General features: G+C 57.8%; 25 protein-coding genes. 9 read left to right on the forward strand and 16 right to left on the reverse strand.

Translation table 11 applies throughout. From position 1 onward, the window contains the following. Window positions 1–9: 9 nt before the first annotated feature. Window positions 10–789, reverse strand: coding sequence for a helix-turn-helix domain-containing protein (locus FOV68_RS05230; RefSeq protein ID WP_039388431.1), 780 nt, complete (start codon window positions 787–789; stop codon window positions 10–12). A 97-nt stretch (window positions 790–886) separates the two neighbouring features. On the opposite strand from FOV68_RS05230, the gene FOV68_RS05235 reads away from it, so the two are divergent. Beyond that, window positions 887–1786: a DMT family transporter gene (locus FOV68_RS05235; protein ID WP_143990428.1), complete on the forward strand. Its 900-nt coding sequence runs from the start codon at window positions 887–889 to the stop codon at window positions 1784–1786. Here the strand turns inward: FOV68_RS05235 and FOV68_RS05240 are convergent. After that, window positions 1767–3155, reverse strand: coding sequence for a sensor histidine kinase (locus FOV68_RS05240; RefSeq protein WP_031590587.1), 1389 nt, complete (start codon window positions 3153–3155; stop codon window positions 1767–1769). The two genes, FOV68_RS05235 and FOV68_RS05240, sit on opposite strands and share 20 nt — an antisense overlap. Continuing rightward, window positions 3146–3817 (reverse strand): transcriptional regulator TctD, encoded by a 672-nt coding sequence (gene tctD / locus FOV68_RS05245; RefSeq protein ID WP_039388428.1) that lies wholly within the window; start codon window positions 3815–3817, stop codon window positions 3146–3148. Before tctD ends, FOV68_RS05240 begins: the two co-directional genes overlap by 10 nt. A 120-nt stretch (window positions 3818–3937) precedes the next feature. On the opposite strand from tctD, the gene FOV68_RS05250 reads away from it, so the two are divergent. The 4 genes from FOV68_RS05250 to flk all read left to right on the forward strand — a co-directional run bounded on the left by FOV68_RS05250 (window position 3938) and on the right by flk (window position 8041). Then, a complete protein-coding gene (locus tag FOV68_RS05250) occupies window positions 3938–4918 on the forward strand; it encodes a tripartite tricarboxylate transporter substrate binding protein (protein WP_039388599.1) in 981 nt (326 codons plus the stop codon). Between the two features lie 12 nt (window positions 4919–4930). Further along, window positions 4931–5362 (forward strand): tripartite tricarboxylate transporter TctB family protein, encoded by a 432-nt coding sequence (locus FOV68_RS05255; RefSeq protein ID WP_039388427.1) that lies wholly within the window; start codon window positions 4931–4933, stop codon window positions 5360–5362. Window positions 5363–5372: 10 nt separating this feature from the next. Next, a complete protein-coding gene (locus FOV68_RS05260) occupies window positions 5373–6878 on the forward strand; it encodes a tripartite tricarboxylate transporter permease (RefSeq protein ID WP_109650864.1) in 1506 nt (501 codons plus the stop codon). A 113-nt stretch (window positions 6879–6991) separates the two neighbouring features. After that, complete coding sequence (gene flk, locus FOV68_RS05265; protein WP_010671443.1) at window positions 6992–8041, forward strand: flagella biosynthesis regulator Flk; 1050 nt, start codon at window positions 6992–6994, stop codon at window positions 8039–8041. Between the two features lies 1 nt (window position 8042). On the opposite strand, the gene FOV68_RS05270 is transcribed toward flk, so the two are convergent. Continuing rightward, window positions 8043–8486, reverse strand: a complete 444-nt coding sequence (locus FOV68_RS05270; RefSeq protein ID WP_143990429.1) for a rhodanese-like domain-containing protein — start codon at window positions 8484–8486, stop codon at window positions 8043–8045. Window positions 8487–8573: 87 nt separating this feature from the next. On the opposite strand from FOV68_RS05270, the gene FOV68_RS05275 reads away from it, so the two are divergent. After that, on the forward strand, window positions 8574–9998 hold the full coding sequence (locus tag FOV68_RS05275) for a PLP-dependent aminotransferase family protein (protein ID WP_115765265.1): 1425 nt from the start codon (window positions 8574–8576) through the stop codon (window positions 9996–9998). Window positions 9999–10083: 85 nt separating this feature from the next. Here the strand turns inward: FOV68_RS05275 and fabB are convergent, their stop codons facing one another. Continuing rightward, on the reverse strand, window positions 10084–11304 hold the full coding sequence (gene fabB, locus FOV68_RS05280) for a beta-ketoacyl-ACP synthase I (RefSeq protein ID WP_010257968.1): 1221 nt from the start codon (window positions 11302–11304) through the stop codon (window positions 10084–10086). A 154-nt stretch (window positions 11305–11458) separates the two neighbouring features. Between fabB and mnmC the strand changes: the two genes are divergently transcribed. Then, window positions 11459–13465 (forward strand): bifunctional tRNA (5-methylaminomethyl-2-thiouridine)(34)-methyltransferase MnmD/FAD-dependent 5-carboxymethylaminomethyl-2-thiouridine(34) oxidoreductase MnmC, encoded by a 2007-nt coding sequence (gene mnmC, locus FOV68_RS05285; protein ID WP_143990430.1) that lies wholly within the window; start codon window positions 11459–11461, stop codon window positions 13463–13465. Between the two features lie 33 nt (window positions 13466–13498). On the opposite strand, the gene FOV68_RS05290 is transcribed toward mnmC, so the two are convergent. From FOV68_RS05290 to prmB, 6 genes are read right to left on the reverse strand one after another with little or no spacing between them, the layout of a single operon-like run. After that, window positions 13499–13783: a YfcL family protein gene (locus FOV68_RS05290; protein ID WP_003854283.1), complete on the reverse strand. Its 285-nt coding sequence runs from the start codon at window positions 13781–13783 to the stop codon at window positions 13499–13501. A 32-nt stretch (window positions 13784–13815) separates the two neighbouring features. Then, window positions 13816–14361 carry an elongation factor P hydroxylase gene (locus FOV68_RS05295; RefSeq protein ID WP_003854284.1) on the reverse strand — a complete coding sequence of 182 codons (546 nt, stop codon included), beginning with the start codon at window positions 14359–14361 and terminating at the stop codon, window positions 13816–13818. A gap of 19 nt (window positions 14362–14380) precedes the next feature. Beyond that, window positions 14381–15184, reverse strand: coding sequence for a sulfite exporter TauE/SafE family protein (locus tag FOV68_RS05300; protein WP_031590579.1), 804 nt, complete (start codon window positions 15182–15184; stop codon window positions 14381–14383). Window positions 15185–15192: 8 nt separating this feature from the next. Continuing rightward, the gene (mepA, locus tag FOV68_RS05305) at window positions 15193–16017 is read right to left on the reverse strand and encodes a penicillin-insensitive murein endopeptidase (protein ID WP_010257953.1); all 825 of its coding nucleotides are present in this window, start codon (window positions 16015–16017) and stop codon (window positions 15193–15195) included. Window positions 16018–16021: 4 nt separating this feature from the next. Then, on the reverse strand, window positions 16022–17107 hold the full coding sequence (gene aroC, locus FOV68_RS05310; protein WP_010257950.1) for a chorismate synthase: 1086 nt from the start codon (window positions 17105–17107) through the stop codon (window positions 16022–16024). A 45-nt stretch (window positions 17108–17152) separates the two neighbouring features. Then, window positions 17153–18085, reverse strand: coding sequence for a 50S ribosomal protein L3 N(5)-glutamine methyltransferase (prmB, locus tag FOV68_RS05315; RefSeq protein ID WP_039388414.1), 933 nt, complete (start codon window positions 18083–18085; stop codon window positions 17153–17155). A gap of 159 nt (window positions 18086–18244) precedes the next feature. Between prmB and smrB the strand changes: the two genes are divergently transcribed. After that, entirely contained in the window at window positions 18245–18793 is a 549-nt protein-coding gene (gene smrB / locus FOV68_RS05320) for an endonuclease SmrB (protein ID WP_031590577.1), read from the forward strand. 29 nt (window positions 18794–18822) lie between these two features. Here smrB and sixA read toward each other — a convergent pair whose 3' ends face one another. The 4 genes from sixA to FOV68_RS05340 all read right to left on the reverse strand — a co-directional run bounded on the left by sixA (window position 18823) and on the right by FOV68_RS05340 (window position 23391). Continuing rightward, window positions 18823–19305 carry a phosphohistidine phosphatase SixA gene (gene sixA / locus FOV68_RS05325; RefSeq protein WP_010257941.1) on the reverse strand — a complete coding sequence of 161 codons (483 nt, stop codon included), beginning with the start codon at window positions 19303–19305 and terminating at the stop codon, window positions 18823–18825. Window positions 19306–19529: 224 nt separating this feature from the next. Then, window positions 19530–21626, reverse strand: coding sequence for a fatty acid oxidation complex subunit alpha FadJ (gene fadJ / locus FOV68_RS05330; RefSeq protein ID WP_134160893.1), 2097 nt, complete (start codon window positions 21624–21626; stop codon window positions 19530–19532). Further along, entirely contained in the window at window positions 21626–22936 is a 1311-nt protein-coding gene (gene fadI, locus FOV68_RS05335) for an acetyl-CoA C-acyltransferase FadI (protein WP_083069176.1), read from the reverse strand. Before fadI ends, fadJ begins: the two co-directional genes overlap by 1 nt. 158 nt (window positions 22937–23094) lie before the next feature. Beyond that, window positions 23095–23391: a YfcZ/YiiS family protein gene (locus tag FOV68_RS05340; protein ID WP_010671435.1), complete on the reverse strand. Its 297-nt coding sequence runs from the start codon at window positions 23389–23391 to the stop codon at window positions 23095–23097. Window positions 23392–23749: 358 nt separating this feature from the next. Between FOV68_RS05340 and fadL the strand changes: the two genes are divergently transcribed. Beyond that, on the forward strand, window positions 23750–25033 hold the full coding sequence (gene fadL, locus FOV68_RS05345) for a long-chain fatty acid transporter FadL (RefSeq protein ID WP_010671434.1): 1284 nt from the start codon (window positions 23750–23752) through the stop codon (window positions 25031–25033). A 135-nt stretch (window positions 25034–25168) separates the two neighbouring features. Here fadL and mlaA read toward each other — a convergent pair whose 3' ends face one another. Beyond that, window positions 25169–25933: a phospholipid-binding lipoprotein MlaA gene (gene mlaA, locus FOV68_RS05350; RefSeq protein ID WP_010257927.1), complete on the reverse strand. Its 765-nt coding sequence runs from the start codon at window positions 25931–25933 to the stop codon at window positions 25169–25171. Window positions 25934–26009: the final 76 nt, after the last annotated feature.

Consider the following 26009-nt stretch of genomic DNA (forward strand, 5'->3'; position numbering starts at 1 on the left):
AGCGACGCGTTAGCCTAACCGTGCACGGTAGCGTTCGGGCGTGGTTCCCGCCTGTTGCTGGAACATCACAATCAGTGCCGAAGCTGAACTGTATCCCAGCTCATGGGCGATGCTCTGCACGCTTTTCCCCTGCTCCAGCAGCACAATGGCGCGCAGAAACCGCAGCCGCTGCCGCCACTCGCCAAAGGTCATATGAAGCTGCTGCTGGCAGCGCCGCGCCAGCGTCCGTTCGGTGGTAAAGACCCGCGCCGCCCAGCCTGCCAGCGTGGTGTTATCGCCCGGATGTGCTTCCAGCGCATGTAACACCGGCGCGAGAAACTTATCGTCAGAGGTGGGCAGATAACTCTCCTGTACCTGCGCCAGCTGCAGGCGATCGCGCAGCACCTCGCACAGCCGCCACTGCGCATCCGTTTCGGGTTGCTCGATTTGCTGCTCAGCAAACTCATCCATAATGGCATGTGCAATGGGATCGACCAGCAGCAGGCAGGCGCGCCGGGGCAGATCGGCGCATAACGGGGCCGCCAGATTAAAAGTACGGAACTGTGCCTGACGATGGTTATAGCTACTGTGAAGCTGACCCGGAGGGATCCAGACCGGAATATCTGCCGGTGTCAGCAATCGTTCACCCTCGACCTGCATCTCCAGTACGTGGCTTTTCACCATAATCAGCTGACCCCAGGCATGCGCATGCGGCAGATATTCGGTGCGGGCATTGGCCTGTTCGTAACGCATAAAGTAGCGCAGCTGCGGCGCGTCAGGGGGCGGCTGGTAGATCACTTTCAGGGTCATTCTGTCCGCTCCACAACTAATTTTGTCCGATATTAACTATCTGAATAAATCCGGACAAGCGTACACTGCGCCTCATTATGGCGTGTGGAGAGTCAGCATGTTTTTCCTGTACCCGCTCTTTGCGGTAATAATCTGGTCGATCAACTCAATTGTCAGCAAACTCTCGGCGGATGCGATCGATCCGGCGGCAATCTCATTCTACCGCTGGTTACTGGCGCTGCTGGTGCTGACGCCCTTTGTGCTGCCCGGCGTCTGGCGCACGCGTCTGGCCATTAAACCGCACCTCTGGCGGCTGGCGATCCTTGGCCTGCTCGGCATGGTGCTCTATCAGAGTCTCGCCTACTACGCAGCACACAGTGTCAGCGCACTCTTTATGGGCATTATCGGTGCCCTCATCCCCCTGCTCACCGTGCTACTGAGCGTGGTGATCCTGCGGATTGCGCCGACGCTCGGCATCCTGCTCGGCAGCATCATCTCCTTTACCGGTCTGGTGTGGCTGGTCAGTGAGGGCAACGTGATGCAACTGCTGAATCACGGTCTGGGCAAAGGTGAACTGCTGATGCTGGCCGCCTCCGCCGCCTATGCGCTGTATGGCGTGCTGACACGGCGCTGGGCGCTGCCGCTGCCGATCTGGCAAAGCCTGTATGTGCAGATTTTATTCGGTGTCGTGCTGCTGCTGCCTGGTTTTCTGCTGGCTCCCGAGGTGGCGCTTAACCGGCACAACCTGCCGCTGGTGGCCTTTGCCGGTCTGTTTGCTTCGATCATCGCGCCGTTCCTGTGGATCCACGGCGTACAGCGTCTGGGTGCCAGCACCACCAGTATCTTTATGAATCTGATCCCGGTATTTACCGCGGTGATCGCGGTGATCTTCCTGCATGAGCAACTACACAGTTACCACTGGATTGGCGGCGGTCTGACGCTTGGCGGTGTAATACTGGCGCAGCGGCTGCGCGCACCGCTCACCCGAACAAAACCGGTCAACCTGCGTCGGCTGTAAACCATACCGTCACGCGCAGCCCGCCCAGTTGCGGGCTGCGATCCAGCTGCATACGGGCACCATGCCAGGCACAGATATCCTGTACCAGCGCCAGCCCAATGCCGGCACCCGGCTGCACGCCGACATTATCCAGCCGCTGAAAGGGCTGTAACGCTTTCAACTGCTCTGCCCCGGAAATGCCTGGCCCGTTGTCCTCGATTTCCAGCTTTCCCGCCACCACCCGCGCGGTAACGATACCGTGATGCGGAGTATATTTAATGGCGTTGTCCAGCAGGTTGGCACACAGCTCGCCGAGCAGCACGCCGTCCCCGATCACCTCACTGCTCTCATCGCCCTCATAGCCGAGATCGATTTGCCGGGTGCGCGCCGCCGTGTAACGGCTGAGACAGGCTTCACGCACGATGACCGCCAGATCGACCCGCATCATCGGCTTATCTTCACCGTGACGTGCCTTGATACGCGCCAGCTGCAGCAGCCGATCGGTGAGTAAGATGGTCTCATCCAGTGTATGACGCATACCATGAAGACTCTCCTGCCACTGCTCGGGTCGTTCACTGCTGAGCGCCACGCTCACCTGGGTTTTGAGGATAGTGAGCGGTGTGCGCAACTGATGTGCTGCGTCTGCGCTGAAGCGATCCTGACGCGCCAGCAGGCCGCGCAAACGCTCCAGATAGCGGTTAAAGGCGATGATCAGTGGTTGCAGTTCTGACCATGGCAGCGAGGGCAACGGGGTTAATTCTCCGCCGTCGCGCTGTAATACAATCCGTGACAGACGCCGCAGCGGGCGTAACACCCGACGCAGCATCAGGCTGGCCAGCAGCAACGTCATCAGCACCAGCCCGCTCTGGCTGATCAGCGCGGTACGCATCAGCCCGCGGGCAAACTCCTGGCGTGAATTGACCGTTTCCGCCACCAGTACCAGCGCCATACCGTCGACGCCCGCCTCGCTCACCGGTTGCCACAGTGCCGCTACCCGAATGCGATGCTGGTGATAACGCCCGTCATAAAAGTGCACCAGCGCCGGGTAAGCGGTCGACATTTCGCTGGCGGGGGGGATCGGCGGCAGGTCGTCGTAACCGGACAGCGTCTTTCCCTGTGGGGAGATCACCTGATAAAATAACTGGTCATTCATGTTGCGTTCGAAACTGTCCAGCACCACCCAGGGAACATCGACTTCCAGATGATGCTGGCGCACTACCAGCCGTTCTGCCACGGTGCGCGCCGAGGCCAGCAGCGAGCGATCGTACGCCTGATTAGCGGCCGCCAGCCCGCTCTGATAATGGGTGTAAACCGACAGCGCCCACAGCAGCAGCAGCGGCAGGCCGAGCCAGGCGAGCAGCTCGCCGCGCAGTGAATGGATCAACCGCACGGCAGCGTTTCCAGGCTGTAACCGAGTCCGCGTAACGTCACGATGGCGACATCGCTGCCCGCCAGTTTTTTCCGCACCCGATGGACATACAGCTCAATACTCTCCGGGCTGGCCTCATCCGCCAGGCTAAAAGTCTGTTCATACAGATGCTGACGGGAAACCGGTCGGCCGTGGCGCTGCATCAGCGTAGTCAGAATGCTCGATTCACGCGGCGTCAGCGCCAGCGACCGGTCGCCCAGCATGAAATAGCCTTCGCCATCCAGCACCAGCTGGCCCAGCGACTGCGTTTGCGCAGCCTGGTTCTGGCTGCGCCGCAGCAGCGCCCGTAGCCGCGCTTCCAATTCATCCAGTTCAAAAGGCTTGGTCAGGTAGTCATCCGCCCCGAGGTTCAGGCCGCGAACCCGATCGTCCAGCGCACTGCGCGCTGTCAGCAGCAAAACGGGCACGCTCTGTCCGCGTCGCCGCAACCGCGTCAGCACCTCCAGCCCATCGATGCGCGGCAGTGAGACGTCCAGCACGACCAGCGCATAGGCTTCACACTGCAAGGCGTGATCGGCGGCGACACCATCTGCCACCCAGTCAACGGCAAAGCCTTTTTGCGTCAGCGCTTTCTGCAGCCAGCGCGCCAGGTCAGCCGTATCTTCCACCAGTAAGAGACGCATATCACATCCTGTCATTAAATCCGGGCAGTGAAAGGTAAATGAAAGGTAATTGTTTTAACAATTCAGCAACGCCAATAGTTCGGCAGCAATCACACTCTGGAAGAATGAATGGAGCCTACGATGAAAAAAATAATCCATACCGCCCTGACTACCGCTCTGCTGGCACTGATGGTGCCTGCTGCAACCGCCGCCGACGGTCCAGGTCGTACTGAATGTATTGCACCGGCCAAACCGGGTGGCGGTTTTGACCTCACCTGTAAGTTGTTGCAGGTTTCGCTGCAGGAAACCAAACAGATTGAGACGCCGATGCGCGTCACCTATATGCCCGGCGGCGTCGGCGCGGTTGCCTATAACGCAATTATTGCCCAGCGCCCGGCTGAAGCCGGCACGGTAGTCGCCTTCTCGGGCGGCTCGCTGCTGAATCTGTCGCAGGGAAAATTTGGCCGCTACTCAGTTGATGACGTGAAGTGGCTGGCAGCGGTGGGCACTGATTACGGCATGGTGGCAGTCCGTGAGGATGCGCCGTGGAAAAACCTCGGTGAACTGATGGCGGCGATGAAAGCGGATCCAACCAAAGTGGTAGTCGGAGCCGGGGCTTCTATCGGCAGCCAGGACTGGATGAAAACAGCGCTTCTGGCACGGGAAGCCGGTATCGATCCACGCAAGATGCGCTATGTCGCCTTTGAAGGCGGCGGAGAGCCGGTGACGGCACTGCTCGGCAATCATATTCAGGTGGTCTCCGGCGACATGAGTGAAATGGTACCGCATCTGCAGGGCGGCAAAATGCGGGTACTGGCGGTCATGTCCGATCAGCGCCTGCCGGGCCAGCTGGCACAGGTACCTACCGCCAAAGAACAAGGCTTCAATATCGTCTGGCCGATTATTCGCGGCTACTACCTCGGACCCAAAGTCAGCGACGCCGATTATCAGTGGTGGGAGCAGGCCTTCAAAAAAATGGTGGATACCCCGGAATTCAAAAAGCAGCGTGATATGCGAGGCCTGTTCGAATTCAACCTGTTCGGACAGGAACTCGACAGCTACGTGAAAAAGCAGGTGGCCGATTACCGTGAGCAGGCAAAATCATTTGGCCTGGCCAAATAACAGGAGCACATCATGAGCGATCGTATTTTTGCGGGCCTGTGGCTGGCGCTCTGTCTTGGCGGCATGGTGGTGGCCTGGCAAATTCAGAGCGAATACAGCTATGAGCCGGTGGGGCCGCGGCCCTTCCCGATGGCGATTCTCGGCCTGATGGCGATCTGTGCCCTGCTGATGCTGTTCCGTAAACCCGACACCATTCACTGGCCTTCACGCAGCACGCTGAAACGGCTGGTCGCGCTGGCGCTGATGATGCTGCTGTATGGCTGGTTTTTTGAAACGCTGGGCTTTGCCATCTGCACCACCCTGCTGACCTTCGGTATCGGTCTGCTGTTTGGCGCGCGCTGGTGGGCAGCAGCGCTGGCCGGGCTGGTGATGGGCAGCACGCTGTTTTACGCCTTTGATCGCCTGCTGGAAGTGACCCTTCCGGTCGGCAGCTGGCTGAGTTAAGGAGAGCATCATGGATACCTGGTCCTTTTTAATGCAGGGCTTTGCCGTCGCCATGACGCCAGAGAACCTGCTGATTGCCCTGATTGGCTGCTTTATCGGCACCATCGTCGGCCTGCTGCCGGGTCTTGGCCCGATTAACGGCGTGGCGATTCTGATGCCGCTGGCCTTTGCGCTGCACTTACCGGCGGAATCTGCGCTGATTCTGCTGGCAACGGTCTACATCGGTTGTGAATATGGCGGACGCATCTCCTCTATCCTGCTTAACGTACCCGGTGACGCCGGCGCAATCATGACCGCGCTGGATGGCTATCCGATGGCACAACAGGGCAAGGCGGGCGTCGCTCTGTCGATTTCGGCGGTCAGCTCCTTTATCGGTTCTACGATTGCCATTATCGGCATTATTCTGTTCGCTCCGCTGCTGGCAAGCTGGTCGCTGGCCTTTGGTCCGGCAGAATATTTTGCCCTGATGGTGTTCGCTATAGCCTGTCTTGGCAGCATGATGAGCCATAATCCGCTGAAATCGTTCCTCGCCGCGCTGATTGGGCTGGGAATGGCCACGGTGGGCGTTGATGCCAATACCGGCGTCTACCGCTTTACCTTTAACAGCGTTCATCTTTCCGACGGCATTCAGTTTGTGGTGGTGGTGATTGGCCTGTTCTCGGTCAGTGAAATTCTGCTGATGCTGGAGTCGACCAGCGGCGGGCAGAAAGCGGTTCGGGCCAGCGGACGCATGATGTTCAATATGAAAGAAGCGGCAATGGTGACCGGCGCCACGCTGCGTTCCTCTTTCATTGGTTTCTTCGTCGGGGTACTGCCGGGTGCCGGTGCAACCATTGCCAGCGCCATCGCCTATATGACCGAGAAGAAGATCAGCGGCAGCGATCAATTTGGTAAAGGCGATATTCGCGGTGTGGCTGCGCCGGAAGCAGCAAACAACGCTTCCGCCTGTGGATCCTTTATCCCGATGCTGACGCTGGGGATCCCCGGCTCGGGCACGACTGCGGTGATGGTCGGCGCGTTGACGTTGTATAACATCACGCCGGGACCGGCGATGTTTGTTGAACAGCCTGATATCGTCTGGGGTCTGATTGCCGCTCTGTTAATCGGCAACGTGATGCTGTTGATCATGAATATCCCGATGATCAACGTTTTCGCCCGTATGCTGACCATTCCACTCTGGTTCCTGGTACCGGCAATCGCCGCCATCTCGGCCGTTGGTGTTTACGCGGTACACAGCACTACCTTCGATCTGCTGTTGATGGTCGGGCTGGGAATCTTCGGCTATATCCTGCGTAAGATGGATTTTCCGATGTCGCCATTGATTCTGGGCTTTGTGCTGGGTGAAATGCTGGAGCAGAACCTGCGTCGTGCGCTGTCGATCAGCAACGGGAATATGGTCATCCTGTGGGAAAGCCTGATTTGCAAAGTACTGCTGGTGCTGGCGATTGCCGTGCTGGTCGTGCCGCCAGTCTGGAAACGCTGGCGTCGTCATCGTCTGAAGCTGGCAGAAGAGTAAATCTCCCGCCGAAACGCGTGCGCCCCCGTGGGATTTCCCGGGGGCTTTTGCTATCATGGCCTATTCATTTTCCGGCGCACCTCACGCTGTTCTGTTTTCCCAAGGAATCCGCCATGCAACCACTCAGCGGCCCCGGTGTGCCGGTCGGCGATCGTTCATCTGTCAATCCACAAACTGGCGTAACGCGTCACGGTTCAGTGGCCGGTGAACAGCCCCTATCCCCTGCGCAGCGCACGACGTTAGAACGCCTGATCGTGCGTATCTCATCGCTCAGTAATCTTAAAGCGCCTGAACTGTGGGCGGGTGTACGCCATGAAGTGGGCGTAAAGAGTGAAGCGGAGTTGCAGTCGCGTCATTTTCCGGCAGCGGAACAGTACCTTAATGGCCGCCTTACGCAGACGCAAAATGGGCATGCCACACGCCAGCTGATGACCCAGCTCACCGATCTGCTGCCGAAAGGGAATAACCGTCAGGCCGTCAGCGATTTTATCCGTCAGCAATTTGGTCAGACCGTACTGAGCGCGCTGAGCCAGGATCAGCTGCGCCAGGTGCTGACGATGCTGCAGAACGGGCAGATGACGATTCCTCAGCCGCAGCAGATCCGCGTCAGCGATCGCACGCTGCTGCCTGCCGAGCACCATACGCTGAATCAGCAGGTGGTACGCCTGGCCGCTGCCACTGGCGAATCCACCGGTAAGCTGTGGACGGCTGCGCTGAAACTGGTCAATCTGACCAGCGGTGATCCCATCCCGTCGCGCCACTTCCCGCTGCTGACCCAGTATCTGCAGGTGCGTCAGACGCTGAGTCAGCACAGCGCACCGACGCTGCAATTGCTGGAAGCGTCCCTGAAACAGCCGCTTGATCAGCAGGAGCGGCAGCAACTGGAGGACTATAGCCAGCAGCGTTTTCAGGCGACACCACAGACGGTGCTCACCGTAACGCAGACCCAGGATCTGCTGAACTTCCTGTTCAGCCGTCGCGCCGACCGGGCAGAAAAACTTCTCGAACAGCCGCTGGCTGCCAGCGAGATTAAACCGCAGCCGATCTGGTCGCCCTTTGTCGCCTCGCTGCCGCCCGCGATTCAGCCTCTGGCAGAGCGCCCCCTGCTGGGTTTCTTTGTCGCACTGGTCGTCATCACCCTTTTACTCTGGCTGGTCCTCTGAGTTAACAGCCACAGAATGCTTTGGGCGCGGCGACTGGCCATTCACCCGGAGCATCACCCCAGGTCAGCGGATGACCGTCACGTTTCCAGAAATCCAGCCCGCCAATCAACTCCTTCACCTGAAATCCCAGCGAAGCCAGTTTCCAGGCCGCTTTCGTCGAGCCGTTACAGCCAATGCCGTCACAATACGTGACATAAACTTTGCTGCGCTCGAGCCGGGCCGTGGTAGTGGCATCCATCTCGCGATGCGGAAAGCTTATCGCGCCGCAAATATGCCCGTCGCGATAAGCCTCCGGCGCGCGAGCATCGATTACCACGATATCCGGGATTTGCCGCTCCAGATCTTCCGCCAGATCCCAGGCATCGGTGTAAAAAGCGAGTTTTGCCTGCAGATAGTCGTGGCTTTGCTGTGGGGTGGCGGCCGGAATGCGTAAAACCGATGACATAGTGATTCTCCTGTTGTGGTGAGTCTGCAGTTTACGGCAAAGTGGACTGCTTACTGATACCCATTCTCCATCAGGTATAAGACCCATATGTCTGCTCCGTTACTACAACTTTTCCAGCATCAGACCAGTGGTGGCGTGCGCGAGCGGCTCTGCTCTACTTTGCGACTGGCGATCAACCGGCACCATCTGCATGCTGGTCAGCAGTTGCCGTCCAGTCGGCAGCTGGCGCAGGATCTGCGTCTGTCACGTGTGACAGTGGAAGCGGCCTACGGACAGCTGGAGAGTGAAGGCTATCTGCGACGCGAGACCGGTCGCGGTACTTTTGTTGCCATCATCATCCCCACCCACTCATCATCATTACCTGCCCGGCCTCAGCCCGTCCGTTTCTCGGCGCGGGGCCAGCAGGTACTGGCAACCGGTGGCTGTCAGGATCCCCCTTTTCCTCATGCGTTCGCCGCCGGTTCACCGGAGTTACGCGCTTTTCCCCACGACACCTGGCGACGCCTCGGCAGCAGCGTGCAGCGTTCACTGGGGAGCGCCGCAATGGGATATGGCGATCCCTGCGGCTACCTGCCGTTACGCAGCGCACTCGCGGATTATCTGGCGCTTTCCCGGGGCGTGGTATGCCAGCCGGAACAGGTGATCATTCTGACCAGTTCACAACAGGCACTGCAGTTACTGGCAATGATGTTCGTCGATCCCGGTGATGAGGTATGGATGGAGGAGCCGGGCTATCCTGGTGCGCGTAACGCCTTTCTGGCTGCCGGCGCACAGGTGCGCGGGATTGGGGTCGATGCCGAAGGTGCCATCCCCGCCAGCGGCAGTGCAAAGCTGATGTACCTGACGCCATCGCATCATTATCCTGGCGGCGTGACGCTGAGCCTGACGCGACGCCTGGCGTGGCTGGACTGGGCGCAGTATAACCGGTGCTGGCTGATCGAAGACGATTATGACAGCGAATTTCACTACGACGAACGCCCTATCCCTGCGCTACAGGGACTGGATGGCCATCAGCGGGTGATTACGCTGGGTACCTTCTCGAAGTCGCTGTTTCCCTCACTGCGGCTGGCCTGGATGGTGGTCCCGCCCGCGCTGATTACCCCCATAGGCCAGGCACGCAGCGTGCTGGATGGACACAGCGCCCTGCTGCCGCAGGCTGTCACCGCCGCCTTTCTGCAACAGGGACATTTCGCCAGCCATCTGCGGCTGATGCGTCAGCTCTATCGTAGCCGTCGCGATCTGCTGCTAACGCTAATCGCTCAGCAACTGTCGCCGTGGATCACGCCGATTGCCAGCGGCGGCGGGTTACAGGTAACTGTCAGACTGCAACAGGATGAAGCGCGATTAACCGCACTGGCGGCTCAACAGGGTCTGCTGCTGCCGCGTCTGAGCCCGCTCTATGCCGGGCCTTCGTCTCAGCAGGGCTGGATGCTGGGCTTTGCCGCACTGACGCCTGACGAGATTGTGGCAGGATGCGATACATTGCTGCGGCTGCTGCAGCGGGAGGGCTAAAACGGAGGGTTGAACGAGGTAACGCGGATGGGCTGTAAAACAAAAAGGGCCGGCAAGCCGGCCCTTCAGAGTGCTGACGTAATAATTACGCCTGATATTTACGCATGGTCAGCGTGGCGTTGGTGCCGCCAAAACCAAAGCTGTTAGACATCACGGTAGTCAGCTCTTTTTCCATCGGCTCAGTGACGATGTTCATACCGGTTGCTGCCGCGTCAAGCGAGGTGATGTTGATGCTTGGCGCGATAAAGCCATGCTCCAGCATCAGCAGCGAGTAGATCGCTTCCTGCACGCCAGCCGCACCCAGAGAGTGGCCAGTCATCGCTTTCGTTGCTGAGATGTATGGCGTGTTATCGCCAAACACTTCACGAATCGCACCCAGCTCTTTCACATCACCCACCGGGGTAGAGGTTCCGTGACTGTTCAGATAGTCAATTGGGGTATCGACACCGTGCATCGCCATCTTCATGCAGCGCACTGCGCCTTCACCTGATGGAGCAACCATGTCTGCACCGTCTGAAGTGGCACCATAACCGACGATTTCGGCATAGATATGCGCACCACGTGCCAGCGCATGCTCCAGCTCTTCAACGACTACCATGCCACCGCCACCGGCGATAACAAAGCCGTCGCGCTCATTGTCATAAGTGCGTGACGCTTTTTCAGGCGTGTCGTTGTAACGGGTAGAGAGCGCGCCCATGGCGTCGAACTCACAGGCCATTTCCCAGCACAGCTCTTCGCCGCCACCTGCGAAAACGATATCCTGTTTGCCAAGCTGGATCTGCTCAACGGCGTTACCGATACAGTGCGCAGAGGTGGCACAGGCTGAGCTAATCGAGTAGTTTACGCCATGAATTTTGAATGGCGTTGCGAGGCAGGCAGAGACGCCAGAGGCCATCGCTTTGGTGACCACATAAGGGCCAACCGCTTTCAGGCCGCGTGGGCTGCGCATTGCATCAGCACCAAATACCTGGAAACGAGGGGAGCCGCCGCCTGAACCCGCAATCAGACCCACACGTGGGTTGCTCTGATACGCTTCAGCGCTGAGGCCAGAATCTTTAATCGCTTCTTCCATGGAAAGATAAGCATAGATGGACGCATCACTCATAAAGCGCACAACTTTGCGATCGATGAGGCCGGTGGTATCTAATTTAACGTTACCCCAGACGTGACTACGCATGCCGGAATCTTTCATCTCTTCAGAAAAGGTGATGCCAGAGCGTCCTTCACGCAGAGATGACAGCACCTCCTGCTGGTTATTACCAATACTGGAAACGATCCCTAAGCCAGTAATCACAGCACGTTTCATTCAATCTTCCTCATCCACTTCTTCTTAATTGGCATGCACTCTAGCGTACACTTGTACGCCGAACAAGTCCGATCAGCTATTTCCTTTTGTAAATTTGCGTCATGTCACGCGGGTCGCTAGAATCGCGCCACTGCCTGAAAAACGAGCCTTTACCGTGAAATTGACCCCGGTTGAACATGCAAAGCTAAACTGGAATGAACAGAGTACACCTGTTTCCCGAGCGTTTGGCGATGTCTATTTCTCTAATGACAACGGTCTGGAAGAGACACGCTATGTCTTCCTTGGCGGCAACGGTTTTCCCCAGCGTTTTGCTGAGCATACGCGCGATCTGCTGATCGTGGCGGAGAGCGGTTTTGGCACCGGTCTCAATTTCCTGACGCTGTGGCAGGCGTTCGATGCGTTTCAGCGCGAACAGCCCGACGCCACTTTAAAACGTCTGCATTTCATCAGCTTTGAGAAATTTCCGTTAACCCGTGAAGATTTAACCGCAGCGCAGCAGCACTGGCCCGAACTGGCCCCCTGGGCGGAGGCGCTGCAGGCGCAGTGGCCCGCTGCCCTGCCCGGCTGTCAGCGTCTGCTGTTTGATGGCGGCAGCATCACGCTCGACCTGTGGCTGGGCGATATTAACCTGCTGATGGGTCAGTTGGATGAGAGCCTGAATCGTCAGGTGGATGCCTGGTTCCTGGATGGGTTCGCGCCCTCAAAGAACCCGGATATGTGGACGCCGGAGCTGTTCGGCATGATGGCAAAACTGGCGCGGCCGCAGGGGACCTTCGCGACTTTTACGGCTGCAGGTATTGTCCGGCGCGGTCTGCAGCAGGCGGGCTTTGCGGTCATTCGCCGCAAAGGATTTGGCCCGAAGCGCGAAATGCTATGCGGGCCGTTGCAGGATGCGCCTGCGCTGCCCGCCGCGCAGCCCTGGTATCATCGTCAGGCTGCGGAGCAGCGTGATGTGGCCCTGATTGGCGGTGGCGTCGCCAGTGCCACCCTGGCGCTGGCACTGCTGCGTCGCGGCTGGCGGGTAACACTTTATTGCGCCGATGAGGCGCCCGCGCTGGGCGCATCCGGCAATCGTCAGGGAGCGCTCTATCCGCTGCTCAATCAGCACGACCCGGCGCTTGCCACTTTTTTCCCCTCGGCCTTCAGCTTTGCCCGGCGGCTCTATGATCAACTAACCGTCACCTATGAGCATCACTGGAGCGGGGTGCTGCAGCTGGGCTGGGATGAGAAAAGCCGTAAGAAGATCGATCAGATGCTGGCGATGGATCTGCCTGAAACCATCGCCTGTGGTGTCGATGTGGCAGAGGCAGAGAAACTGGCGAATGTTAAACATGGCTGTGGCGGCATTTTCTATCCGCAAGGCGGCTGGCTCTCACCGGCAGAGCTGACCACCGCGATGCTGGCGCATGGCGAGACCCAGGGATTGCGCATTCACTGGCTGCACCGGGTGAGCACGCTTTCCCGGGAGGATGATCACTGGACGCTGACGTTCAGCGATCGTCCGGCGGTGCGTCATCCGACCGTCGTACTGGCAAACGGTCATGCGATTGCCGACTTTGCGCAAAGCGCCCCGCTGCCGACCTATCCGGTGGCCGGTCAGGTTAGCCATGTTCCCTCCACGCCCGGCCTCAACGCGCTGCAAACGGTGCTCTGTTACGACGGCTATCTGACCCCTGTCAGCCCGCAGTTTGGTACGCACTGTATCGGGGCCAGCTATCACCGTGGCGATACCGCAACCGCGTATCGGGAAGAGGATCAGCAGGAGAACCGCAGCCGCCTGCTGCATTGCCTGCCTGACAGCAACTGGGCCGAAACGGTGGATGTCAGTGACGGAGAGGCAAGAATGGGGGTGCGCTGCGCTACCCGGGATCACCTGCCGATGGTGGGCGGCGTGCCGGATTATGCTGCTACGCTGGCGCAGTATGCTGATTTACCGGCACAGCAGGCAGCAGGCGGCGATATCGCTGACGCACCCGATCTTGCGGGCTTGTATCTGTTTGGGGCGCTGGGATCGCGCGGCCTGTGCAGTGCGCCGCTGGCGGCCGAAGTGCTGGCAGCTCAGCTGGCGGGCGAGCCGCAGCCTCTGGATGCCAGTACCCTGGCAGCACTCAATCCGAATCGTTACTGGGTAAGGAAATTACTGAAGGGAAAAGCCGTTTAGCGGACGCTAAGGGCGGCATGCCGCCCTGCACCATTACGCGGAGAGCTGGCGTGCCTGAACAAACAGGTTATCCCACATCCCGACCACTAATGCCTGATCGCGCGGCGAGAGTTCTCCGGCAGCTATGGCATTTTGCAGACTGCGGCTCACCTGAATCTGCAGCGCTTCTGGCGTATGTTCGCCCAGTTGCTCCACTTCAGCGACGGCCAGTGTCAGATGCCCGCGCAGATAACCGCTGGCGAACAGCTCATCGTCACTGGCATGCTCGACCATGTCGTCAATCAGGGCCAGAATACGCGCTTCAAATTCTGCGATCATCTCAATTCCTCTTTTAATAATGCCTTTCTGCATCACAGATCGTCCGGCCAGGGAAACTGCGATGCTGTTAATGAAGGCCTGCCATAAAATTCCGCCAGGGCGGTAATAAAACGCGCGGGACGGTCGGGAATGCCCGACGTCAGATAGCTCATGACCTGAGCATGCACTTTACGCTGGAACGCAATGCGATCCGGCTCACAATCTCCGTCGAGATTGTCACAACTCACGTTGAAGGGAAAGCCTGCCGCCGTACAAAACATCCATTCCAGCGCCTGTGGCTTCACTTCCACCGCTTCAAACTGACTCTGGGTCAGCGCATCGCGGCCATCCGGACAGTACCAGTAGCCAAAATCGACCAGTTTGCGGCGCGCTTCACCGGCGATGCACCAGTGAGAGATCTCATGCAGGGCGCTGGCGTAGAAGCCGTGAGCAAAGACAACACGATTCCACGGCGATTCGGCATCAGCAGGAAGATAGATCGGTTCATCATCGCCTTTAATTAGACGGGTCTGAAATTCATCGCTGAAACAGCGATCAAACAGCGTGATCAGCTGTTCATAATGATGTGTCGGGTTCATGACGGTATCAGGTTTTAGGTTACGATTGCAGCGTGGCAAGCCAGGCCATAACGGCGCTGCCATGGCTGTCCCACAGTAATTTAATGCTCATGACGGCAGACACAATCACCACCATCGGGCGGATCAGCTTCTGTCCGCGGCTCAGCACCAGTCTTGCGCCCAGACGCGCGCCGCAGAAAGCGCCGAGCATCATGATCAGGCCGGTTCCCCACACCACTTTGCCGCCGAACATAAAGAACAGCAGGCTGCCGAGGTTCGAGGTGAAATTGAGGACCTTAGCATGGGCGGTCGCTTTGGCAAGGTTGTAGCCGCAGAGCGTGACGAAAGCCAGCGCATAAAAAGAGCCTGCGCCCGGTCCGAAAAATCCGTCATAGAATCCCACAGCCCCGCCGCCGACCAGCGCATAGGCCAGACCATGCAGGCGACGCGCCTGATCCACTTCGCCGAGGCGCGGCATCAGCAGGAACCACAGACCGATAGCGATTAAAAACAGCGGCAGCATCTGGCGCAGGAAATCCGCCTGCAGGCGCTGAATCAGTATCGCGCCCAGCACGGAACCCAGCAGCGTCATGGCAATGTTCAGCCACTGTTCATTCAGATTGACCGCACCACGCCGGATAAAGTAGAGACTGGCGGAAAACGATCCACCGACCGATTGCAGTTTATTGGTCGCCAGCGCCTGGGCCGGAGAGAGGCCCGCCGCCAGCAACGAAGGTACCGTAAGTAATCCCCCGCCACCCGCGATTGAATCAATAAAACCGGCGAGCATGGCGATTAAAAACAGCAGCCCGACGAGCAGCGGGCTGACCACAAACCAATCCATGGAATCCCTTACAGTAGATGTTTATCCAGCAGGGCCTGACAGGCAGGCGGTAATGGCGGCGGCTCACGTTTCACCGGCGCGCCCGAACCAGGCTGTTTCGGCAGGAACCAGCTCTGCAGCTCTGCGCCACAGCCATCGCCAGCAGGCGGTGCGGGCTGATCTTCACAGCCAATGCTGCCCGCCGGGCAGCGCAGGCGCACATGCATATGGGCCCGGTGAGCAAACCACGGGCGCACTTTACGCAGCCAGTCACGATCGTTACCTGCATCGGCACAAAGCTGCTTTTTAATCGCCGGATTGACGAAGATGCGTGTCACATCATCATCTTTGGCGGCCAGTTTAATCAGGCTATCAATTTCCGGCTGCCAGTGACGCGCAATCACATTTTTGTCACCCGGCCCGACCAGATCGAGCGGCTGCGGCTTCAGCAGTTGCTGGGCGCTCCAGCGGGTTTTCGGCAGTTGCAGCCAGATATCGACATCCAGCCCGGTCTGATGACTGGCGTGACCGCTGCTGAAACGTCCGCCTGCTGCCATGCCCATGTCACCAATCAGCACGTTGCCCAGTTGCAGGTTATGCACCTGCGTACTGAGCCGCTGAATAAACTGAATCAGATCGGGATGACCAAAGTAGCGCCGCTGATCCTGACGCATCACCTGATAGTGCGGTGAATTCAGCGGCAGCGCCTCGGCGCCAACAATACAGCCGTTGGCAAAGCCGCCAATTGACTGCGGTGCGCCGGTGATCGGCTGCTGGATGCGTTGCCACGGCGTCGCCGCCAGGCTGGAGGCGCTGATTAACAGCGCACTCAGGGTAAGCAGAAGAGCCTTCATGGCATCACCAGCGCGGTACGGAGCTGTTAACGTCACCGTTCTGCGCCCGCTGGCGCAGCAGATGATCCATCAGGACGATCGCCATCATCGCCTCGGCGATCGGCACTGCGCGGATCCCGACGCAGGGATCGTGGCGGCCTTTAGTGATCATCTCCACTTCTTCGCCGTCGCGGGTAATGGTTTTACCCGGCACGGTGATGCTGGAGGTCGGTTTCATCGCCAGATTGGCGCTGATGGTCTGGCCGCTGCTGATACCGCCCAGAATGCCCCCGGCGTGGTTGCTCTGGAAACCATCGTGGCGGATCTCGTCGCGATGCTGACTGCCGCGCTGGTTAACCACCGCAAAGCCGTCACCGATTTCAACGCCTTTAACGGCATTGATGCTCATCAGCGCATGCGCCAGATCGGCATCCAGTCGGTCAAATACCGGCTCGCCCAGGCCTGGCGGCACGTGATCTGCCATGACTGTGACTTTAGCGCCAATGGAGTCGCCCTCTTTTTTCAGGCCGCGCATCAGTTCATCCAGCGCCTCCAGCTTGTCCGCATCCGGGCAGAAGAAGGGGTTCTCTTCCACGATGCTCCAGTCTTTCAGCTCACAGGCGATGTCACCAATCTGTGACAGATAGCCGCGCACCACCACACCGTGTTTCATCTGCAGGTATTTCTTGGCTATCGCACCGGCCGCCACGCGCATCGCGGTTTCGCGCGCCGACGAGCGGCCACCGCCACGATAGTCACGCTGACCATATTTCTGCTCGTAGGTGTAATCAGCATGGCCCGGACGGAAGAGATCTTTGATAGCGCCGTAATCCTGCGAACGCTGATCGGTGTTCTCAATCAGCAGGCCAATCGAGGTGCCGGTGGTCACCCCCTCAAACACACCGGACAAAATTTTCACCTGATCCGGCTCGCGGCGCTGCGTGGTATAGCGCGATGTGCCAGGGCGGCGGCGATCAAGATCATGCTGAATATCCGCTTCGGTCAGCGGAATGCCTGGCGGCACGCCGTCAACGATACAGCCCAGCGCAAGCCCATGGGACTCGCCAAAGGTCGTTACTCGAAAAAATTGCCCGATGCTGTTTCCGGCCATGCTATTTCCTTCTCAGGGTTCCGCGGGCGATGCTTCGCCCCATTTTTAGTCTTTGTAAAAAGAGAAATGGTGTTGTGCGTCGACAATCTGCTGGCGCGTCAGCGTAAAGACGCCGTCACCGCCGTTGTCGAATTCCAGCCAGGTAAAGGGCACATCGGGATACTGCTCGATCATGTGCACCATACTGTTACCCACTTCGCAGACCAGGACGCCCTGCTCGCTGAGATAATCCGGTGCACAGGCCAGAATGCGACGCACCAGCTTCAGGCCGTCGCTGCCTGCCGCCAGCCCCAGCTCTGGTTCGTGGCGATATTCGTTCGGCAGATCATCCATATCTTCCGCATCAACATACGGTGGATTGGTGACGATAAGATCATATTTCAGCGGTGGCAATTCGCGGAACAGGTCAGCGCGAATCGGCGTAACCTGATGAATCAGGCCATGTTCTTCAATGTTCTGCTCGGCAACCGCCAGCGCACCGGTGGAGATATCCACCGCATCCACTTCCGCTTCCGGGAAGGCATAGGCGCAGGCAATCGCGATACAGCCGCTGCCGGTACACATATCCAGAATATGATGGGGTGGCGTGCTGACCAGACCGGCAAAGCGGTTCTCAATCAGTTCGCCAATCGGTGAACGCGGCACCAGCACGCGCTCATCAACAAAGAACTCGTGGCCGCAGAACCAGGCTTTATTGGTCAGATAGGCGACCGGAATGCGCTCGTTAACGCGACGAATGACGCGCTCGACGATCAGAAGACGTTCGCTGGCGGTCAGACGCGCATTGCGCATATCTTCAGGAATATCCAGCGGCAGCCAGAGTGACGGCAGGACCAGTTGAACGGCTTCGTCCCAGGGATTGTCTGTGCCATGTCCGTACCAGATTCCGGCAGCGGAAAAGCGGCTGACCGCCCAGCGCAGCATGTCCTGAATGGTGTGCAGTTCGTTCACTGCCTCATCGACGAAAATTTTGTCCACGTAGCCCTCCGCAGGCCTTTTGCTAAATCGGCCAGTAGTGTGCCATGAAGCCGGGGAGAATTCAGCGCAGCGAGGTGAAAAAGCTGACATTTAATGACGCTTAACGGTAAGGTATCGGCTCTGCTGTGTGACAGCCTTTTCTGATATGACTGACCTGCCATGAGTAAAAAAACACCACTAAGCCCGGATGACCAGGCGCTGTTTCGCCAGTTAATGACGGGGACACGCCAGTTGAAACAGGACACGTTTGTCCACAAAGCGCCGGTTAAAACCCGCCAGATCCCGGTAAAGCGTCTGCTTTCAGAGCAGGCGGACAACAGTCATTACTTTTCGGATGAGTTTCAGCCGCTGCTCTCAACGGAAGGTGCCACCCGTTATGTGCGCGCCGATGTCAGCCATTTTGAGCTGAAAAAATTACGTCGTGGCGACTATACGCCAGAGATTTTCCTCGATCTGCACGGCTTAACGCAGCAGCAGGCCAAGCAGGAGCTGGGAGCACTGATCGCCGCCTGCCGCCGTGAACATCTGTTCTGCGCCAGCGTCATGACCGGTCATGGAAAGCATATTCTGAAGCAGCAGACGCCGCTGTGGCTGGCCCAGCATCCGTGGGTGATGGCTTTTCATCAGGCACCCAAAATGTTCGGCGGTGACGCCGCGCTGCTGGTTTTGATTGAGATTGAGGAGTGGCAACCGCCTGAATTGCCCTGAGAGGGGCCGGAATGATCGGCCCACAGACGTCAGATTGCTTTAGCCAGCTTTTTGGGACTGACCTGCCACAGCAGTTTACCGGCACTCGCCGCGGGATCGAATTCCACGCAGGCAATAGCGGAAGTGGCAAACATTGGCGGTGCTTCCTGCGGGCACAGTTCAGAGACTAAATACCCCACCAACGGTAAATGTGAGATCACCAGAGCCGATTTCACCCCTTCATTCGCCAGGGCCTGCAGATAGCACCCGACCATCTCCGGATCGCCGCCCGGCGTTAATTCCGGCAGAACGTCCTGGCTTTCCGGCAGGGGAAAGGCTTCACGCACGGTCGCGAGCGTTTGCTGCGCGCGTAAATAGGGACTCACCAGGACACGCTCAATGTCCGGGGTCTGGCTGTTAAGCCAGTTGGCCATCTGACGTGATTCATTGCAGCCACATAAGGTTAAAGGCCTGACTGAATCACTGGCTGCTTCCAGAGCCGCATCGCCGTGACGCATGATAAAAACTTGCATAAAGCACCGCTGTTGTTTGTCGACATCGCCCGACGCGTAGCGCCTGACTCTTCACTCTGCGAATGAACGCTGTGTTTTACCCTAATGGCTTTAGTATAGTCAACCGGTTGTTTATTAAATAAGCACTTCTCAGAATCATGCTGCGCCGCACACTCTGGCGGCGCTTTTCTAAGCCGCTGAATCGGATTGGTTATTCCATTTTCAGCAGAAATGTAAAATTTCGTCTATTTTGCAGCCGCCTGAATCAGCGCCTCACAGGGTGTGAATCGTTCGCCATGCTGCTGCGCAAGCCGGGTTAATCTGTTGACCACGTCCGCCGCGCCCAGTTTGTCCATGTAGTGGAACGGGCCGCCTAAGAAAGGCGGAAAGCCGATGCCAAACACCGCACCGATATCCCCATCGCGGGCGCAGCGAACCACCTGCTCATCAAGACAGCGTGCAGCTTCGTTCAGCATCATCATCACGCAGCGTTCAGCAATCTGCGCTTCGCTCTGCCTGGCCTGCGGCGAGACTTTCAGCAACGTATACAGCGAAGCGTCCGGTTTTTTACGCTGCCAGCGCGGCTGGTCATAGCGATAAAAGCCTTTGCTGTTTTTACGTCCCTTGCGGCCATCTTTCAGCACCGCATCAAAAGCGGCTGGCGCGGCAAAGCGTTCACCATAAGCCTGATGCAGGATGGGACTGATTTTGCTGCCAACGTCGATACCGACCTCATCCAGCAACTGAATCGGGCCGACCGGGAAACCAAACTTCACCAGCGCCCGATCAATATGGTCAATCGGCTCGCCCTCCAGCAGGCAGCGCATCGCTTCATTTATATAGGGCGTCAGGATGCGGTTAACATAGAAGCCAGGCTTGTCCGCCACCACAATCGGGGTTTTACCCTGGCTGCGCGCCAGCGCCACAATCGTCACCAGCGTCGCGGTAGAGGTATTCAGATGAGGAATCACCTCCACCAGCGGCATTTTCTCTACCGGACTGAAATAGTGCAGCCCGATGACGTTCTCAGGACGCTGGGCGCCGGCGGCGATCGCCTCAATCGGCAGCGAAGAGGTATTTGAGGCAAACAGCGTGTGGGGCTGACAGTGTGCCTCCACTTCGCTGACCATCTGCTGCTTCAGGGCTAAATCTTCAAATACGGCTTCAATTACCACGTCGCGCTGTGAGAAGCCCTGATAATCGATGCCGCCCGTGATACGTGCCATCTGCTGCTGACGCTGTGCCGGAGTAAGCTGGCGTCGTTTAACTTTTTTGCTCAGCAGTTCCCAGCTGGTTTTCAGCGCATGGTTCACACCTTCCAGGCTGATATCTTTAATGCGTACCGGCAACCCGGCGTTGACCGCGGTGACGCTGGCGATACCGCCGCCCATCAGGCCGCCGCCGAGGATACCAACACGCTTAACGGTGCCGGGTTCCGCTTCACCGCCCCGCTCCTTTTTCATAGCCGTAGTCGCGAAAAAGATCCCGCGCAGCGCAACCGATTCTGGCGTCATCGCCAGCTCACCAAAAGCGCGTGCTTCAGCCTCATGTCCGGCCCGACTGCCCTGCTCCAGCCCGATGCGCACCACCTCAATAATGCGTTTTGCCGCCGGATAGTTACCCTGTGTTTTGGCTGCGGTCTGTCGGGTCGCCAGCGCAAACAGCGCCTGACGGCCAACCGGACCATGCAGCAGACGATCGCGCAGCGGCAGCGTTCGTCCACTAACCTTGCCCTTTTTCACCCGGGCGATGGCGGTTTCCAGCAGAATCGCCTGCGGCACCGCGTCATCAACCACGCCCAGCTTACGAGCCTGTTTCGCCCGCAGGGCTTTGCCGGTCAGAATCAGTGGCAGCGCCTGCTGCACGCCGATTAAGCGTGGCAGCCGCTGAGTGCCGCCAGAGCCTGGCAGTAAGCCGAGCTGCACCTCCGGCAAACCGAGGCGGGTTTTATCATCCAGCGAGCAGATACGGGCATCACAGGCCAGCGCCAGTTCCAGTCCGCCTCCCAGGCAGGCGCCGTGGATCGCCGCGACCACCGGGAACGGCAGCGCGTCAAGCGCAGCCATCACTTCCTGGCCCTGTTTTGCCAGCGCTTCGGCTTCCTGCGCGCTCTTACAGCGGTCAATCATGCTGATGTCTGCGCCCGCGATGAAGTTGTCCGCTTTGCCGGAAATCAGCACCAGGCCAGCCAGTTGCGGATCGCGCCGCGCCTCCGCAATGATGGCGGTGATCTGCCCGGCAAATTCCGCTTTCAGGGTGTTCATCTTCTCACCAGGGACATCGATCGTAATGATGCCAACGTGATCCAGTCGCATCTTCAGATGAAACGCATTCTGCTCCATTATTCGGCCTCCAGAATCATTGCCGCACCCAGTCCGCCTGCCGCACAGGCCGTGACCAGTCCTAACCCGCCACCGCGACGGCGTAATTCATTCAGCGTCTGAGTGATCATGCGCGCACCCGTGGCGGCAAAAGGATGACCATAGGCGATCGATCCTCCCAGCACGTTAAAGCGCTCTTCATTCACTTCGCCCAGCGCGTGTGGCCGATTCAGCACCTCACGGGCAAAGCGCTCGTCGCGGAACATTTGCAGGTTGCTCAGTGTCTGGGCAGCAAATGCTTCATGCATATCGATCAGCGTCAGATCGGCCAGGGTTATGCCGGCGCGATCCAGTGCCAGTGGTGAAGCGTACGCCGGGCCCAGCAGCATATCCTGCTGCACACCAATGGCGGTAAAGGCGTAGCTGCGCAGATAGCCCAGGGGCCTGATGCCCAGTTCGCGGGCGCGGCCCTCGCGCATCAGAATCACTGCCGCCGCGCCGTCGGTGAGGGGCGTGCTGTTGGCCGCGGTGACGCTGCCGTGCTGGCGATCAAATGCCGGACGCAGTCGGGCGTAATCCTCCGCTTTGGCATTCATCCGCACGTTATTGTCCTGATCGATGGCGCTTTTCCACGGCGGCACAAAGGCTGCCATGACTTCCTGATTCAGTACCCCGGATTGCCAGGCCCTGGCGGCATGCTGATGGGATCGCAGCGCCAGCGCATCCTGTGCTTCGCGAGTGATGCCGTGACTCTTAGCCATCTGCTCCGCAGTGTCGCCCATGCGCAGGCCGGTCGAATACTCCGCCACTGCGGGCGGGACCGGCAGCAGATCACGCGGACGCAGACGCCGCAGAATGTGCAGTTTTTGACCGAAGCTGCGGGCTTTATTGAGATCAACCAGCGCACGGGCCAGCGTTTTACTGACCCCAATCGGCAACACCGACGAGGAGTCCGCGCCTCCGGCGATACCGGCAGAGATGGTGCCCGCCAGCAGACTTTCTGTCACATTCGCTACCGCCTGAAAGCTGGTGGCGCAGGCACGGCTGACGCTGTAGGCGTCGGTATGCACACTCAGCCCGCTGCTTAATACAATTTCACGCGCAATGTTCGGCGCTTCCGGCATCTGCACCACCTGCCCAAAGACCAGTTGCTCGATCACCTCAGCCGGCAGTTCACTGCGCGCCATTAATTCGCTGACCACCATGCGTCCAAGCTCAATGGCGGGAATGCCATGGAAGCCGGTCGCCTGGCGTAAGAAAGGGGTGCGTAATCCGTGGGTTATTGCGATGCGTTCACCATCACGCGTCAGCAGCGGCTGCGCTTTGCTCATTGTTCTCACCTGTGGCTGGGACTGTGGCATCATTGCCTGAAGAGGTCTGACCTGATCAGTGTTAACCACAAGCGGGTGAGCCGCCAATATCGGAAGGGAAAAAGTGCGAAGGGAAACACGAAAATGAAAAACGCCGCAGTGACGCGGCGTAATGATACTTAACGCAAACCGAGCTGAAAAATCATGGTTTCAGCCTGGCAGCTGAAGGTGAAATCGATATCCAGCTGCACACCCTGATCCACTTCGCTGAAGCGCGATTCAATCAGACAGGGTTCCGATTCAACCTCGCGGGCACGTTCGGTCAGTTGCGCTAATTTCGCTTCCGCATCGGCACGCTGAGCAAACCATTCTGACCAGCTGGCGGTGCAATCGGTGTTATCCATTACCGTGCCGACATCAACACAACAACAGGCTGCGGTTTCGGTCGCACTGCATTTTTTAATGGCATCAGTCATTTCATTCTCCAGACCAGCAATTGCATAGGTTGAGCGATTTTATGGACGAAATCTTACCTGCTCGCTGAAAGATGCGCCACGCACCTGTTGCTAAGTGACGAATATCACAATAAAAATTGATCCAGAACAAACTGGAATGGTTATGCTGTCCAGGATCAGGGGCTTTTTGTTATGCAGATCGAATTTTAAGCGATCAAACCTGAAATATTTTAAAAACAATATTGCAACATGCACACAGGTCGGACCTATACTCTCCGCACTGGTCTGATATGTGCGCTTTACATCAGTCCCTACAATCCGCCGTCCTTTGTTACGCGACGTTATAGCGTTAAATAATAATTCACATGAGGTTGTGGTCATGAACCATAAAAACCTGTTTGCAAAGTCAGCCGTGGCGGCTGCAGTGGCGCTTGTCTCTTCCCACGTTTACGCTGCTGGGTTTCAGTTAAATGAATTCTCTTCGATTGGTTTAGGTCGCGCATATTCAGGCGAAGGGGCAATGGGTGATACCGCGGCGTCTGCCAGCCGTAACCCGGCGACAATGGCGTTAATGGATCGCCCGGAATTTTCTATCGGGGCCGTCTATATTGCGCCGGATGTAAATATCAGTGGTCGCAGTCCCAGTGGCCGCAGCCTGGATGCGAATAATATTGCCCCTAATCAGTGGGTACCCAATATTCATTATGTCCAGCCCATCAACGATCAGTGGTGGATTGGCGCATCTGCAACCTCAAACTACGGCTTAGCAACAGAGTTTAATAATGGCTACACCGCTGGCGGTTACGGCGGTAAAACTGACCTGATGACCGGCAATTTAAATCTCAGCACTGCTTATCGCTTTAATGAACATTTTAGTGCAGGCATCGGTTTTGATGCGGTTTACGCTAAAGCCAAAATTGAGCGTTATGCCGGTGAGTCAGGCGCGAGGCTGGGGGTTCCGGCTGATACGCAGGTTGCCCATCTGAAAGGCGATGAGTGGGGTTACGGCTGGAATGCTGGCATCCTGTATGAAGTGGATGAAAATAACCGCTTCGGCTTTACCTATCGTTCAGAAGTGAAAGTCGACTTTGATGGCGATTACAAAAGTAATCTCTCATCCCGGCTGAATGCGGTGAATAATCCGGAAGTGTCAGGCGTACCTTTTGGCACCAACGGCACCACCGTTCCAGGCGCGTTAACGCTGAATCTGCCAGAGATGTGGGAAGTGTCAGGCTGGCATAAAGTGGCACCGCAGTGGGCAGTTCACTACAGCATGGCTTACACCAGCTGGAGCCAGTTCCAGGAGCTGAAAGCCACTGGCTCTAACGGCCAGACGCTGTTCTATAAAGATGAAAGCTTCCACGACGCCTACCGTATTGCACTGGGCACAACCTATTCCTACGACAAGAACTGGACCTTCCGTACCGGTATTGCATTTGATGACAGCCCGGTTCCGGCCGATAAGCGCTCTATCTCCATCCCGGACCAGGATCGTTTATGGCTGAGTGCCGGTACTTCTTACGCCTTTAACGATGATGCCTCGGTGGATTTAGGCATCTCTTATATGCACGGACAGAAAGTCACGGTGAAAGAAGGTCCTTATACCTTTACCTCTGAAGGCAAGGCCTGGCTCTACGGCGCGAACTTTAACTATAAGTTCTGACTGGATGGTACGAACAAAAAGGGCGACTCTGGTGAGTCGCCCTTTTTGTGGCCGTGGATTGCTTAATGGCTCAGGGAGCATACGCCCTGCCCAAAGTGGCATAAACCGCCATCCCTGGCGGCGCAGCGCGGGCGATTACTCGGCGTCAATATCCTTCAGGTCATCCTGAATCGCGGCCGCGTTAGGATTATCTTCCGGCTTGAGCTTGCCGCCGCGCGCCAGGAAGTCGTGACGCTGGAAGTAAGCGTTACGGATAAAGGCGTACGGATCGCTCTGCTGTTTCAGGATTGCATCAGAGTCCAGCAGCTGCGCGCGTGTCTCAATCCCTTCAAGCGTCCATTTACCAATCGACATTGGCCAGGTCAGCCAGCCAAGGATCGGATAAAGCGTATCAACGTAGTCGCCGCCATCCTGACGCACCGTAAAGCTGCCGTAAGCAGGCAACTCAACATAAGGCCCGTAGCCGACGCCATAGTGACCGAGCGTGGTACCGAAACGGTGCGGCTCTTCACGCGCCAGTTCCGGATTCGCCTTACCGGCAACGTCAATGAAGCCGCCCAGTCCCAGCACGCTGTTCAAGAAGAAACGGGTGAAGTGAATACCTGCATCACGTCCGTTACCGATCAGGATGGCGTTGACCATGCTGGCAGGTTCTTCCAGGTTGCCGAGGAAATTGCTCAGGCCGGTACGTGCCGGCACCGGCACATAATCACGCCAGGCCACAGCGACCGGACGCAATACATACGGATCCAGCACGTTGTAGTTAAAGTTAAACATCGTGCGGTTAAAGCCTTCGAACGGATCGCTGCGCTGAGCAGGATCGCTATTCGCCGGCTTTGAACTGGCACAACCTACCAGAAGGACGCTGGCGACAGCCAGGCTGGTCAGGCGATAATTCATTCCAATCTCCCTGTGCGGATGAAAAAGGTCTACCCATCGTTCAGGTCACAGCCCGGTATCGAATCGACTTACCCGA

It is taken from the genome of Pantoea sp. paga (genome assembly GCF_007558755.1).
Taxonomy (GTDB): Bacteria; Pseudomonadota; Gammaproteobacteria; order Enterobacterales; family Enterobacteriaceae; genus Pantoea; species Pantoea agglomerans.

What these genes read in the sequence shown, in the direction of transcription:
- FOV68_RS05295 (WP_003854284.1), bottom strand. Translation starts at nt 14,361, where the DNA reads ATGAACCCGACACATCATTATGAACAGCTGATCACGCTGTTTGATCGC.
- fadL (WP_010671434.1), top strand. Translation starts at nt 23,750, where the DNA reads ATGAACCATAAAAACCTGTTTGCAAAGTCAGCCGTGGCGGCTGCAGTG.
- aroC (WP_010257950.1), bottom strand. Translation starts at nt 17,107, where the DNA reads ATGGCCGGAAACAGCATCGGGCAATTTTTTCGAGTAACGACCTTTGGC.
- mepA (WP_010257953.1), bottom strand. Translation starts at nt 16,017, where the DNA reads ATGAAGGCTCTTCTGCTTACCCTGAGTGCGCTGTTAATCAGCGCCTCC.
- FOV68_RS05275 (WP_115765265.1), top strand. Translation starts at nt 8,574, where the DNA reads ATGTCTGCTCCGTTACTACAACTTTTCCAGCATCAGACCAGTGGTGGC.
- FOV68_RS05235 (WP_143990428.1), top strand. Translation starts at nt 887, where the DNA reads ATGTTTTTCCTGTACCCGCTCTTTGCGGTAATAATCTGGTCGATCAAC.
- mlaA (WP_010257927.1), bottom strand. Translation starts at nt 25,933, where the DNA reads ATGAATTATCGCCTGACCAGCCTGGCTGTCGCCAGCGTCCTTCTGGTA.
- tctD (WP_039388428.1), bottom strand. Translation starts at nt 3,817, where the DNA reads ATGCGTCTCTTACTGGTGGAAGATACGGCTGACCTGGCGCGCTGGCTG.
- FOV68_RS05255 (WP_039388427.1), top strand. Translation starts at nt 4,931, where the DNA reads ATGAGCGATCGTATTTTTGCGGGCCTGTGGCTGGCGCTCTGTCTTGGC.
- fadI (WP_083069176.1), bottom strand. Translation starts at nt 22,936, where the DNA reads ATGAGCAAAGCGCAGCCGCTGCTGACGCGTGATGGTGAACGCATCGCA.
- FOV68_RS05260 (WP_109650864.1), top strand. Translation starts at nt 5,373, where the DNA reads ATGGATACCTGGTCCTTTTTAATGCAGGGCTTTGCCGTCGCCATGACG.
- FOV68_RS05290 (WP_003854283.1), bottom strand. Translation starts at nt 13,783, where the DNA reads ATGATCGCAGAATTTGAAGCGCGTATTCTGGCCCTGATTGACGACATG.
- flk (WP_010671443.1), top strand. Translation starts at nt 6,992, where the DNA reads ATGCAACCACTCAGCGGCCCCGGTGTGCCGGTCGGCGATCGTTCATCT.
- fabB (WP_010257968.1), bottom strand. Translation starts at nt 11,304, where the DNA reads ATGAAACGTGCTGTGATTACTGGCTTAGGGATCGTTTCCAGTATTGGT.
- FOV68_RS05340 (WP_010671435.1), bottom strand. Translation starts at nt 23,391, where the DNA reads ATGACTGATGCCATTAAAAAATGCAGTGCGACCGAAACCGCAGCCTGT.
- FOV68_RS05300 (WP_031590579.1), bottom strand. Translation starts at nt 15,184, where the DNA reads ATGGATTGGTTTGTGGTCAGCCCGCTGCTCGTCGGGCTGCTGTTTTTA.
- fadJ (WP_134160893.1), bottom strand. Translation starts at nt 21,626, where the DNA reads ATGGAGCAGAATGCGTTTCATCTGAAGATGCGACTGGATCACGTTGGC.
- FOV68_RS05270 (WP_143990429.1), bottom strand. Translation starts at nt 8,486, where the DNA reads ATGTCATCGGTTTTACGCATTCCGGCCGCCACCCCACAGCAAAGCCAC.
- smrB (WP_031590577.1), top strand. Translation starts at nt 18,245, where the DNA reads ATGAGTAAAAAAACACCACTAAGCCCGGATGACCAGGCGCTGTTTCGC.
- FOV68_RS05250 (WP_039388599.1), top strand. Translation starts at nt 3,938, where the DNA reads ATGAAAAAAATAATCCATACCGCCCTGACTACCGCTCTGCTGGCACTG.
- FOV68_RS05230 (WP_039388431.1), bottom strand. Translation starts at nt 789, where the DNA reads ATGACCCTGAAAGTGATCTACCAGCCGCCCCCTGACGCGCCGCAGCTG.
- sixA (WP_010257941.1), bottom strand. Translation starts at nt 19,305, where the DNA reads ATGCAAGTTTTTATCATGCGTCACGGCGATGCGGCTCTGGAAGCAGCC.